This window comes from Litchfieldia alkalitelluris, assembly GCF_002153425.1.
GTDB lineage: Bacteria > Bacillota > Bacilli > Bacillales > Salisediminibacteriaceae > Evansella > Evansella alkalicola.
The window spans coordinates 2098922-2111003 of sequence record NZ_KZ119600.1; the positions used below are offsets into that span (position 1 = coordinate 2098922).

Below are 12082 nucleotides of genomic sequence, written 5' to 3' on the forward strand. Positions count from 1 at the left end.
AAAGAAGAAAGAAATATGTGAGGAGAGATGAACTTGAGAATAAAGCCATCGATGGAGGGGTTAGTTGCTTATCAGCCAGGAAAACCAATTGAAGAGGTTAAAGAAGAACTTGGATTAAAGGAAGTAATCAAGTTGGCTTCCAATGAGAACCCTTATGGTTGTTCTAATAAGGTAATAAAAACTATTCAGGAGTCACTCTTTGATTTAGCTATTTATCCTGATGGGTATGCTAGAAATCTTAGGCAAAAGGTTGCTGATAACATCGGCGTAAAGGAAACGCAGTTATTATTTGGTAATGGATCTGATGATGTTATTTTAATCTTATGTCGTTCCCTTTTATCTCCTGGGGATAATATAGTGACTGCTACCCCTACATTTTCACAATATAAGCATAATGCAGTAATTGAAGGTGCTGATGTAAAAGAAGTTCCACTTGTGAATGGGGTACATGATTTAAATGCAATGGTGGACGCAATTGATGCAAAAACAAAAATGGTTTTTGTTTGTAATCCAAATAACCCTACAGGAACATATAACCGAGAAAAGGAATTTAAGGACTTTATGAAGCAAGTGCCAGATAATGTATTGGTTATCTCAGACGAAGCTTACCATGAATACGTAGAAGCATCTGACTATCCTGACACTGTGCCAATGCTTGGGAATTATCGTAATTTACTCATCTTAAGGACTTTTTCGAAAGCTTACGGTTTAGCTTCATTAAGGGTTGGATTCGGTATTGGAAGTGAAGATCTGATTCAAGCCGTTGATCCAGGTAGAGAGCCGTTTAATACGAATACTTTAGGGCAGAGAGCAGCCTATGAAGCGCTTGGTGATCAAGTATTTATCAAGGAGTGTTTCATAAAAAATAGGGAGGAAATGAAGCGGTTTGAGGAATTCTGTGAACGAAAAGGTTATGATTATTATCCTTCACAGACCAACTTCATTTTAATAGATTTTAAGAAGCCAGGCTCTGAGGTGTTTCAATACTTATTAGAAAACGGATTTATAACAAGAAATGGGGAAGCGCTAGGTTTTCCTACATCCGTCCGTATTACATTAGGGACAAAAGAGCAAAATACCAAAATCATTGAGCTACTAAATAAGCTTTAATTTTCAGAGGGGGATGTTTTGTGGGGAAGCGCGTGTTAATAATTGGATTAGGACTTATTGGCGGTTCACTAGCCTTAACAATTAAGAAAGAGCACCCAGATTGTGAGATTGTCGGATTTGATTTAGATGAAAAGGCAAGACAACTAGCATTATCCCTCCAAGTAATAGATAGACAAACAGATGATTATAAAAAGGAAGTAGCTTCCGCCCATTTAATTGTTGTTGCAACTCCTGTCCAAAGTGCAGTTTCCATTTTGTCAGAATTCCAGCACTTAACCTTTCAGGAAAATTGTATTGTAACGGATGTGGGGAGTACGAAAAAAACAATTGTGGATCAAGGAAGATTACTAGAGGCTGCTGGAGTTCATTTTATTGGGGGGCATCCAATGGCAGGCTCTCATAAGTCAGGTGTAACTGGTGCAAATGAAAGACTTTTTGAAAATGCCTATTATTTACTAACTCCTTCAAAGGAAACGTCTGCATCAAAAGTGATCCAGCTTCAAAATTGGCTTAGGGGAACAGGGGCAAAATTTATTGAACTAAATCCAGATGAGCATGATCACTTTGTAGGTATGGTAAGCCACCTACCCCACATCATTGCGTCACTTCTCGTACACCAAACAGGGAAACTAGGACAAGAGTTCCCAGTCGTTTCCCAACTGGCAGCAGGAGGTTTTCGAGATATAACTAGAATTGCTTCTGCTTCTCCATCTATGTGGCGAGACATTTTATTAAATAATAAATCCACATTACTGGAGATGCTGGCAGATTGGAACAGTGGGATGAAGCAAGTGGAAGAGATGCTTAAACAAGAAAATGGAGAAGCCATTTATGAATTTTTCCATGAAGCAAAATTATTAAGGGATGATCTACCTGTCGGCAAAAAAGGCGCACTCATGCCATTTAATGACCTGTATGTAGATGTTCCAGACCACCCAGGGGTTATCTCAGATGTTACTGGTATACTTGCCAACGAGAATATCAGCATTACCAATATACAAATCCTTGAAACTAGGGAGGATATAATGGGGGTACTTCGTCTTACATTTAGGTCAAAAGAGGATTTAACTATTGGTAAAGGTGTGTTAGAAGATCATATGTACGATACATACGTAACACCATAGGAGTGAATGTATATTGGATAAACAAATTACACCAAATATGAATGGTCTAAAAGGTAGCATAAAAGTACCAGGTGATAAATCCATTTCTCACCGTGCAGTCATGTTTGGAGCCATCGCAAATGGGACTACAGAAATAACAGGGTTTTTACAAGGTGAAGATTGTCTTAGTACTGTTGCGTGTATGAAGGAGTTGGGTGTATTCATCCGTGAGGAAGGGGAAAAGATGGTTATAGAGTCTAATGGCATAGATGGATTAAAAGAGCCTAGAAGAGTTCTTGATGTTGGAAACTCAGGAACGACTATTCGTCTATTATCTGGTATTCTTGCAAGCTTACCATTTTCATCTGTCTTAGTTGGCGATGATTCTATTGCGAAACGTCCGATGGCTAGAGTAACTGGCCCTTTAAAAATGATGAATGCCTTTATTGATGGAAGGGAAAATGGGCAGTTTACACCACTTTTTATTAGAGGTGGAAACTTAAAGAGAGTTCATTATATTTCCCCAGTTGCCAGTGCTCAAGTGAAATCTTCTATTTTACTTGCTGGGCTAGGAGCCAAAGGGAAAACAAAAGTGACAGAGCCTTATCGCTCTAGGGACCATACGGAAAGAATGCTACAATCATTTGGCGTTAAAGTAACTGTCGATGAGGATTCAGTTACAATAGAAGGTGGACAACAACTGCAAGGAACAAAGGTTCAAGTTCCTGGAGATATATCTTCTGCAGCTTTCCTTCTAGTAGCTGGTGCACTTGTGAACAATAGTGCAATTTCCCTAATTGATGTAGGAATCAATCCGACTAGAACAGGAATTTTAGACGTATTGAAGGAAATGGGCGCAGAGTTAACCATTACTAATGAGAAAAACTTTGGTAAAGAGCCTGTTGGTACTTTAAATATTAAGACAAGCGAATTAAGAGGAATTACTATTGGTGGTGAAATTATTCCAAGACTAATAGATGAGATCCCTGCCATAGCAGTCTTAGCAACACAAGCAAAAGGAACTACTATTATAAAAGACGCAGAAGAACTTAAAGTAAAGGAAACCAATAGAATTGATACAATGGTTAATCAGTTAAAGGAACTTGGTGCCAATATAGAGGCTACTGATGATGGTATGAAAATAATTGGTCCAACGCCTCTAAGGGGTGGGCAGTTAGTAGATAGCTTTGGTGATCATCGCATTGGTATGTCAATGGCATTATGTGGATTAATCGCAGATAAACCTATTACGGTTAAGAATACTGAATCCATCTCTATTTCATATCCAAGTTTCTTTTCAGACTTAAATGACTTAACATAAAAAGTCACCCTCTCTCATATTTTTAAATGAGGGAGGAGGGGTGTCGTTGAAGTATATATTGAACCTTTCACAAGATAATTCAGACAGAGCGCTCTGGGTTGAAGAAGGTAGAATCAGATATTCCGATTTACCAATTGAACGATCTGGGTTGATGCAATTGAATACAGAAAAATTTAAAGTATCGCCAGGGCATATCACTTTAGATGAGAATATTGGTAAGAAGTATAATGAGGGTTATGGAGATTCTTATGTAAAGCAGCTGCTATTATACGGTTTTACATCGTTTATTCATCTTATTGATATTGAATACGAGAGTGAATGTATTGATAAGCTAAATTGGGCACGTGATTCATTAAGAAAATGTCCTTTAGATTATATTCATGCTGTGAGAGTTCCATTAGAGAGATTGACAGATTCTTGGATCAGAACGTTAAAACAGTATTCTGTTCCTGTTTTATTCCTATCAGTTGACTCCATTAAGACCCTTAAGGATACCCCTTGGCAAAGATTATTTGAAGCTATGTTCCCAATGAGAATGCTTTGTATATGTGAACCCTCTCCACATGTCACTGAAAAACAAAAAGTGGCGATTGAAGGGAAATGGGAGAAGATTATCCGTAAATATAGAATTAACTCTTATCTAGGCTTCCCAGAACCAGGTGAACGGCTATCCTTATTTTTAACAATGAGAATTGGGTTATTCCCTAGCAAAGGATCACTAGTTATGGGAAGTGACGCAGATTATTTAATGTATGGTACTTTCCATGAAAATGAATTACCACTTCAAGTTCCAGATATAATTGTGCTTAAATCCCGTGTAGTTAAAATAGCTGGGAAGTGGGATTTAGAAGGAATAAAAGGAGAAGAATTGACCTCCCTTGTTCCAGAAAAATTTTTGCCAATTGAGGATATTCATCGCTATACAGATGAAGCAGGTACACTGTGAGTCAACTTTGGTTGACTCCTTTTTTTGATTCGTTAAAATGATAGAGAGAAGAAAAAAAGGATGGGATAGGATGAATGATCAGTTAAAAGAAGCAATCATCATGATTGAAAATGGTCAACATGAAAAAGCACTAAAAAAAATCGAGCAATTAGCTATATCAGAAGACGATGAAACGAAAAGAACAATTGCTGAACTTTATTACGAACTAGGCCTATTAGATCGTGCTTTACCTATAGTGGAGGAATTAATGTTCCGTTATCCAGACCATGGAGAGCTATTTGCTTTTGCGGCAGAATGCTATAGTGAGCTTGGTAAAGAAGAAGAAGCTATTGATATGTTAACTGAAATTAGTGATTCAGACCCTTCTTATAGTCAAGCACAAATGCTACTTGCAGATATATATCAGAATCAAGGGTTAGATGAAGTCGCAGAGCAAAAACTACTCCAAGCGGTGAAATATAGTCCTGAAGAGCCAATCATTCAATATGGGTTAGGTGAGTTTTATTTAAGCAGAGGGGATTATAGTAAGTCGATACCTTATTTCAAGAAAATCATCCATTCGAACAAGTTTTCTTATGAAGGGTTAAACCCAGAGGTTAGACTAGCTGAGGCATATAGTGCAACGGGACAGTTTGAAGAAGCATTAGAGTACTATGATAGGGGTGTAAAGAAAAACGACGATCCAGAAGCTTTATTCGGTTATGGCTACACTGCTCTTCAATTAGAAGAATATGAAACAGCTATTAAACAGTTTAGCAAGCTAAAGGAGATTGATCCGAACTACACAACCCTTTTTCCGTACTTAGGTAAGGCATTTCGGGCTGAAAATAGATTGGACGAAGCAATAGACATTTTATCTGAGGGTCTTTTAAAAGATGAGTATAACGAAGAACTATATTTAGAGATGGCTAAAGTTCAGTTTCACAAAGGGAATGCAAACGAAGGGAAAGGATATTTAGAGAAAGTAATAGCCATTAACCCATCTAATACATCAGCAGTAAAAGAGCTTCTTTTATACTTTCATGAATCAGAACACTACGACGAGTCACTAGAATTATTGTCATTTTTAGCCGACTATAAAGAGTACGACCCTGTTTTTGAAAGGTTTAAAGGGAAGGCCTTATATGAAACGGATGATCTGAATGGTGCTGTTGAAGCGTATAAAGAAGCGATTAAAGGTGTGGAAGATGATGAAGAACTCCTAGAAGAAGCAGCGTTTGCATTCATAGAATATGGGGAAAAAGAACAAGGAATTCTCTTATTGGAAAAGCTTTTGCAATTACAACCTGACCGATATGACATTGAAGAACGGCTTTATGGATTAAAAGGAGGGAAATAACTCTACGTTTATACTAATAGACTAGGATTAACCTTCACATACTAGGGGAAATGAATGATGTGGGGGTATTTTAATGAATCTAGTTCAAGTATTATTGTCCCAGCCGCAATCAGAGTTAATAAAGCGTGTAAAAAGCTTAGGACTTACGTGTAACGCACATTCAAGGCAAGAGTTAACAGAAGAATTAACAAAGGCCCTCCTTCATAAGGAAACGACCTTAGGGCAGTGGAATGCTTTACATGAAGAAGAGCAAAACTTATTACTTCAAATGAGTTTTTCTATCAACGTATTTTATCCTTTGGACGAGCTTTATGGTCGTCTTAAGAAATCTCAACGAAGTAATTTACCAACACAGCTACAAAAGTTAAAGGAAAAGGGCTGGATATTTGAGGATAATAACAACAATTATATTGTTCCTAAAGAATTGAAGGACTGGGTAGTCCACAATTTTATAGAAAAGTTGCGTCAGTATAGTATTTTTATGCCTGATGACAAAACTAACGATTTTAATTTCATTAATGATCTGTTTGTCTTTATGGATTATGTAGAGGAAACTAAAATCCGTCTAACTAGAAACGGTACTATATATCGAAAACAGCTTATGAATATTTTATCTCAGCTCTCGAGGGTAGAAGAGATTCCAAATGAACAATGGAGATTTGGTTATGGTAGACACTATCATTGTTATCCAGATAATTTTTCATTATTATATGATTTTTGTTTTGGACAGAATTGGTTAAAGGAAGAGACAGAACTCTTAATTACACCTCGTTGGGAAAAGGGGCAAGAGCTTTCAGTAAAAGAAATTTTAGACCGGGTTTTCCGTTCCTATGTTCAATTATATAAACGGGCAATTCCTCAGCTACCTTTCATTATTGAAGTATTGAATTCCGTGTTAACCCGTGAGAATGCTATAGAAGAAGGAGACTTAATTAACAGCTTAAAAGGGTTTGTAGATCCATATTATTACGATGAAGTAGAATCAATTATTAAAAATAGAATATTAAACATGCTTCACTATATCCATTTTCTAACGATTCAAGAGCTTGACGGTTGCAAATTTTATTATTTACATCCTAGGATTTCTAATGAAAAAGAAAATAATAAAAAATTCAAACAAGGATTGTTTTTTTAAAGGATTTTTTTAATAGATGCCGAATATATTAAATAAAAGAGAGCATGAAAGTGTCGTCATAATCGAACAGCTTGGGAAATCTTCCTCATAATTTTTAAAATTTGAATCTAGAGGGAGGGATGTTGATGAATAATCCTGTTCCGGTGTTGGAAAAACGTGACTTTCTAAAATGGTTTTTGGATCAGTATCAGCTGAAACGTAGGGAATGTGCGTGGTTGTTAAATTTTCTAATGAGTGATGATGATTTAATGGAGCGGGTTCACTTTGTGGAACAAGCTGACTATTGTCCGAAGGCGCTGTTAATTTCAGCCAATGATGTAGATAGTGTTCCCTTTGCATTTCACAAAAATCAACATGTTACGATGGATGCAGAGAAGTCCTTTCATGACATTCGCTTAAATCGTCATGAAGAAATATTCATCCAGTTAAACTTTAACAACAAACAGTCTACACCGCAATATATGGCGGTGCTGGAGGAGAATCCATACCTTCCCATTAACGAGGATGAAGCAAATGTTCAAAGCTTGCTTGCAGAAATGGTTTTAGAAGATTCCATTAGAACTTTTCGACTACAGCAGCTAGAGCTTGAGATTGACCAAGCTTTGTCCAGGGGAGACAAAGAGGCCTTTCATGAATTGGTAGAAAAATATAAGGATTTAGAAGCCCTATAAATTAGAGGGCTTTTCTTTTGGGGTAGAATTCCCCTTCCAAGTCATATAGAGTTTTGTTTCAAAATTTTGGATTATATTAAAAAAATAGACAACCATATCTATTAGGTTCAGAATAAAATTAAGTAATTTCCAACCATGAATAAATTGCACCATGAGGCATGAAAAATTTATGTATAAGAATGAGGTATTTATATGAAATGGACAACAGAACAAATGGACATGTATTTAAAAGCAAAGGAATATGTCGATACAGCAATTATACCTCTCATCCCAGTTGACCTGCTAAACGATCCAAAAGGAAAAGTTTCAATGGGAGAGTTCACAACCGTAATAGTCGATGAAATAGAAAGGCAATTTAGAGGGCGAGTTTTTCAAATTCCAGCATTTACATATGTAGTAGGTGAAAAAGAAGAAGAAAAGCTTCAAAGGTTGAAGGATTGGGATAAGCACTTATTTAGTAATGGATTCAAGCACATCTTATACATTACTTCAGATAGTGAATGGAGAAAAGTAGAAAATGAGCTTCCTGATATGTTGATTTGGATACCTTCCCTTTCGTTAGAAAGTATGGAAGATAAGTATGCTAAAGAAATTATTGACCAACAGATGAAACAACTACTTCCTTTAGTTACGAATAAATGGCAAGATGAACCAAAAGAGAGGTTATAATTAAAAGTCATACATAAATGTAAGGTTTCAATTTGTTGACATTAACAGAAATATTGGGCTATCATGAGTATGTCTTAGTATCTAAATATTGTGTGTTGTTAAAGAGTACATAGATGTGAGGAGGGAAGGTCGTGAGCGAAAAAGAACACAAAGTATCAAGGCGTCAATTTTTATCCTATTGCTTAATGGGAGTTGGTGGTTTCATGGCAGCAGCTGCTGTTACTCCTATGGCACGATTTGCATTAGATCCAGCATTGGAAGCAGGTGGGGAGTCTGATTATGTATCAGTTGCTTCTGTGGACGATCTAACTGAAGAACCAAAGCGTTTTGACTTTAAAGTTACAGTTGAGGACGCATGGTACGAATCAGAGCAATCTAGAACTGCATGGATTTATAGAGAAGGGAACGAAATTATTGCACTTTCTCCAGTTTGTACACACTTAGGTTGTACAGTAAACTGGGATGCAAATGAAGATCACCCTAACCAATTCTATTGCCCATGTCACCACGGTCGATTTGAAAAGAGTGGGAAAAATATTGCTAATACGCCGCCGACAAGGCCGTTGGACGTGTATGATATGGAAGTGCGAGATGGAACCGTTTATCTAGGAAGAACGATACAACGTTAAGTCAGAGAAGAAGGGGGCGTAATTGATGTTACAAAAAATTTATGACTGGATTGATGAACGTTTAGATATCACTCCAATGTGGCGTGATATTGCTGATCACGAGGTTCCAGAACACGTGAATCCAGCACATCACTTTTCCGCATTTGTATATTGCTTTGGTGGACTTACGTTCTTTGTAACAGTCATTCAAATACTGTCTGGAATGTTTTTGACAATGTATTATGTGCCAGACATTATTCATGCATATGAATCAGTTTATTTTTTACAAAATGAAGTAACGCACGGTGTCATTGTTCGCGGAATGCATCACTGGGGAGCGAGCTTGGTTATCGTCATGATGTTTTTGCATACATTAAGGGTTTTCTTTACGGGTTCTTACAAAAAACCAAGAGAATTAAACTGGGTCGTTGGGGTACTCATTTTCTTTGTTATGCTTGGTTTAGGATTTACAGGATATTTACTTCCATGGGATATGAAGGCATACTTCGCTACAGTAGTAGGACTAGAAATTGCTGAATCTGCGCCAGTCATAGGTGGATTTGCTAAAGCACTACTAGCAGGTGGGGAAATTATAGGTGCCCAAACATTAACGCGGTTCTTTGCGATTCATGTATTCTTTTTACCAGGTGCACTATTAGGTCTCCTTGGTGCTCACTTCTACATGATACGTAAACAAGGTATTTCTGGACCGTTGTAAAATGGAATGAAAAGGAGGGAAAGCTATGCATCGCGGGAAAGGTATGAAATTTGTCGGGGACTCCCGAATTCCGGCTGAACGTAAGCCTAATATACCAAAAGATTATTCTGAATACCCGGGAAAGACAGAAGCATTCTGGCCTAACTTCCTGCTTAGGGAATGGATGGTTGGAGCTGTCTTCTTAGTAGGGTTTCTATGTTTAACTGTTGCTCACCCAGCACCATTGGAGCGGATGGCCGATCCAACGGATTCAGGGTACATACCACTACCTGACTGGTACTTCTTATTTTTGTATCAGCTATTAAAGTATGAATTCGCGTCTGGTCCTTATACAGTTATTGGAGCAGTTGTCATTCCTGGAATCGCATTCGGTGCCTTACTATTAGCACCTTGGCTAGATCAGGGACCTGAACGACGTCCAATTCGTCGACCAATAGCAAGTAGTATTATGTTGCTTGCTGTTGCATCAGTAATTTTCCTAACATGGGAATCAGTGGACCAACATGACTGGGAAGCGGCGGCTCAGCAGGGAGCAATCGTTGATTTTGAAGTTGATGAGGAGTCTTATGCTTTTGAGATATGGACTACGCAGCAAAACTGTATTAACTGTCACGGTGGTGACATGCTAGGTGGGGCTGCAGCTCCAGCAGTTTTTGAAAGTGACTACTCAAAAGAAGAGGTAATAGACATCATCAAAAACGGAGCACCTGGAATGCCAGCTGATCAATTTGAAGGTACTGATGAGGAATTGGAAATCTTAGCTGCCTTTATTGCTAATGACGGCCAAGATCCAGAAGATGATTAATAATAGTAGATGATGTAAGAGCTGACTGAATCTATTCAGTCAGCTTTTTTTCAAAGAGGATATAGGGAGTCTCAGAGAGTTGTTGTCAATATATTGAAACGAAGTTGAGGTAGATGCACATGCACATGTTAAAAGGGAGTTTAGTACAATTATTGCGTGACCGTACTTTTCTATGGATTCTTTTCATCATCAATGTTTTTGGTACAATTTATGGTTATATTTGGTACGATGCTCAGTTAGCAATAACACCGTCTATATTTTTAATTTTTGTTCCAGATAGTCCTACAGCTAGTTTGTTTTTTTGTATAGTACTTGCAGCGTTTCTGATGAAGAAAAACATACCTATTGTAGAAGCCCTTGCTGCAGTAACATTATTGAAATACGGGATTTGGGCAGTAGTGATGATTGTGGCTGCGGCAGCTGCTGGTGATACATTAAATTGGCAGCAATATATGCTTATTGGGTCCCATTTAGGTATGGCAATTCAAGGCTTATTATACAGCCCGTTTTACAGAATAAAGCCGTGGCATATAGTTGTTGTGGCAGTTTGGACATTACATAATGATGTTATAGATTATATCTATGGTATGCACCCATGGGTGTCGAGCTCCATCCGTATGTACATAAACGAAATTGCATATTTTACGTTTTGGTTAAGTATATTATCTTTACTTACTGTATATTTATTAAACAAAAAATTAGAAAAACAAAACCTTTAGATAATTTACTTTAAAATTAAAATTTGTGTCCTCTTTTTACTATCTTAAAGGTCTACTCTTGTCCATCTAATCATACGATAGAGTATGAAAAGAGGAGGGACAGGCATGGCTGAAAGATTAAAAAAGATTATGATTGTTTTCTGCATTCTAATCGTTTGGCCGTTTCACATAGGGGGAGCCGAAGAGACTGGTGGAGAGAATAGTCTGTGGAGAGAGTTAAATAAGACAAGTGATACTGTATTAAATTATGTAAAAGAAGGACACTATGATGAGGCAAAACAAATTCTTGATAAGTTTTCAAATCAGTTTTTAGCAATAAGAGCATCAGATTATCACTTATCTATGAGTGAATTGAGAGTGATTACAACGACCTTTGATGAAGCTATGGAGGCTACAGTTGCCGTTTCCATGTCACATGAAGATAGAGTGGCGCATGTTTCTAAGTTGAGGCTGTTAGTGGATGTGTACGATACATCTCACCAGCCATTATGGCATGAAACAAAAAACTCATTAGTACAGCCACTTTTATTGATGCAAGAGGCAGTCACTGAAGGGGATGTTGAAGCATATGAAAGGGCGTTACATCGTTTTTTGAAAAATTTCGATACAGTTAGTCCTGCATGGAGTGTAGGGTTGCCAATAGAAACATATCAGCAGATTTCTGCTCAACTTGAGTATTTAAAGTCTATTAAAGAGATAAACGGATCAAACATAAGTGACCATTTAAATTTAATTGAAGATCAACTACACTCCATTTATGATGGTAGTGAGGACAGTTCATCAGACCCTTCACTCATATGGGTGATGTTGACAATTGGTGGTGCCATTCTTTTTTCATTATCTTATACAGGTTGGCAAAAATACCGTGCGGAAAGAGAGAAAGAAAAGAAACTTAAGCGTAAGAGACGTAAAATATAGCCAAGTACAAAATAATTGAC

Annotated in this window: 13 protein-coding genes; all 13 read left to right on the forward strand. The window is 37.4% G+C overall.

Annotation, left to right across the window (positions count from 1 at the left end):
• Window positions 1–33 precede the first annotated feature (33 nt).
• The 13 genes from hisC (at window position 34) to BW724_RS10100 (ending at window position 12062) form a co-directional block, all read left to right on the forward strand.
• On the forward strand, window positions 34–1110 hold the full coding sequence (gene hisC, locus BW724_RS10040) for a histidinol-phosphate transaminase (RefSeq protein ID WP_088075095.1): 1077 nt from the start codon (window positions 34–36) through the stop codon (window positions 1108–1110).
• Window positions 1111–1130: 20 nt separating this feature from the next.
• Window positions 1131–2234, forward strand: a complete 1104-nt coding sequence (locus tag BW724_RS10045; protein WP_088075096.1) for a prephenate dehydrogenase — start codon at window positions 1131–1133, stop codon at window positions 2232–2234.
• Window positions 2235–2244: 10 nt separating this feature from the next.
• Window positions 2245–3534 (forward strand): 3-phosphoshikimate 1-carboxyvinyltransferase, encoded by a 1290-nt coding sequence (aroA, locus tag BW724_RS10050; protein WP_088075097.1) that lies wholly within the window; start codon window positions 2245–2247, stop codon window positions 3532–3534.
• A 46-nt stretch (window positions 3535–3580) separates the two neighbouring features.
• The gene (locus tag BW724_RS10055) at window positions 3581–4480 is read left to right on the forward strand and encodes a hypothetical protein (protein ID WP_088075098.1); all 900 of its coding nucleotides are present in this window, start codon (window positions 3581–3583) and stop codon (window positions 4478–4480) included.
• A gap of 70 nt (window positions 4481–4550) precedes the next feature.
• On the forward strand, window positions 4551–5819 hold the full coding sequence (locus BW724_RS10060; protein WP_088075099.1) for a tetratricopeptide repeat protein: 1269 nt from the start codon (window positions 4551–4553) through the stop codon (window positions 5817–5819).
• A 73-nt stretch (window positions 5820–5892) separates the two neighbouring features.
• Window positions 5893–6954, forward strand: coding sequence for a hypothetical protein (locus BW724_RS10065; RefSeq protein ID WP_088075100.1), 1062 nt, complete (start codon window positions 5893–5895; stop codon window positions 6952–6954).
• 125 nt (window positions 6955–7079) lie between these two features.
• Complete coding sequence (locus tag BW724_RS10070) at window positions 7080–7625, forward strand: ReoY family proteolytic degradation factor (protein WP_088075101.1); 546 nt, start codon at window positions 7080–7082, stop codon at window positions 7623–7625.
• Between the two features lie 192 nt (window positions 7626–7817).
• The gene (locus BW724_RS10075; protein WP_088075102.1) at window positions 7818–8294 is read left to right on the forward strand and encodes a YpiF family protein; all 477 of its coding nucleotides are present in this window, start codon (window positions 7818–7820) and stop codon (window positions 8292–8294) included.
• 131 nt (window positions 8295–8425) lie between these two features.
• Window positions 8426–8923 carry a QcrA and Rieske domain-containing protein gene (locus tag BW724_RS10080; RefSeq protein WP_088075103.1) on the forward strand — a complete coding sequence of 166 codons (498 nt, stop codon included), beginning with the start codon at window positions 8426–8428 and terminating at the stop codon, window positions 8921–8923.
• A gap of 25 nt (window positions 8924–8948) precedes the next feature.
• On the forward strand, window positions 8949–9620 hold the full coding sequence (qcrB, locus tag BW724_RS10085; protein WP_088075104.1) for a menaquinol-cytochrome c reductase cytochrome b subunit: 672 nt from the start codon (window positions 8949–8951) through the stop codon (window positions 9618–9620).
• Between the two features lie 25 nt (window positions 9621–9645).
• Window positions 9646–10425 carry a menaquinol-cytochrome c reductase cytochrome b/c subunit gene (locus BW724_RS10090; RefSeq protein WP_088075105.1) on the forward strand — a complete coding sequence of 260 codons (780 nt, stop codon included), beginning with the start codon at window positions 9646–9648 and terminating at the stop codon, window positions 10423–10425.
• 125 nt (window positions 10426–10550) lie between these two features.
• Complete coding sequence (locus BW724_RS10095) at window positions 10551–11144, forward strand: lipoprotein heptaprenylglyceryl N-acetyltransferase LhaT (RefSeq protein WP_088077824.1); 594 nt, start codon at window positions 10551–10553, stop codon at window positions 11142–11144.
• A 105-nt stretch (window positions 11145–11249) separates the two neighbouring features.
• Entirely contained in the window at window positions 11250–12062 is an 813-nt protein-coding gene (locus BW724_RS10100) for a sporulation protein YpjB (protein ID WP_176371365.1), read from the forward strand.
• Window positions 12063–12082 lie beyond the last annotated feature (20 nt).

Bases quoted from the DNA above. Each gene is read 5' to 3' on its own strand.
- BW724_RS10060 (WP_088075099.1), top strand. From the start codon at position 4,551: ATGAATGATCAGTTAAAAGAAGCAATCATCATGATTGAAAATGGTCAA.
- BW724_RS10065 (WP_088075100.1), top strand. From the start codon at position 5,893: ATGAATCTAGTTCAAGTATTATTGTCCCAGCCGCAATCAGAGTTAATA.
- BW724_RS10070 (WP_088075101.1), top strand. From the start codon at position 7,080: ATGAATAATCCTGTTCCGGTGTTGGAAAAACGTGACTTTCTAAAATGG.
- BW724_RS10075 (WP_088075102.1), top strand. From the start codon at position 7,818: ATGAAATGGACAACAGAACAAATGGACATGTATTTAAAAGCAAAGGAA.
- qcrB (WP_088075104.1), top strand. From the start codon at position 8,949: ATGTTACAAAAAATTTATGACTGGATTGATGAACGTTTAGATATCACT.
- BW724_RS10090 (WP_088075105.1), top strand. From the start codon at position 9,646: ATGCATCGCGGGAAAGGTATGAAATTTGTCGGGGACTCCCGAATTCCG.
- BW724_RS10095 (WP_088077824.1), top strand. From the start codon at position 10,551: ATGTTAAAAGGGAGTTTAGTACAATTATTGCGTGACCGTACTTTTCTA.
- BW724_RS10100 (WP_176371365.1), top strand. From the start codon at position 11,250: ATGGCTGAAAGATTAAAAAAGATTATGATTGTTTTCTGCATTCTAATC.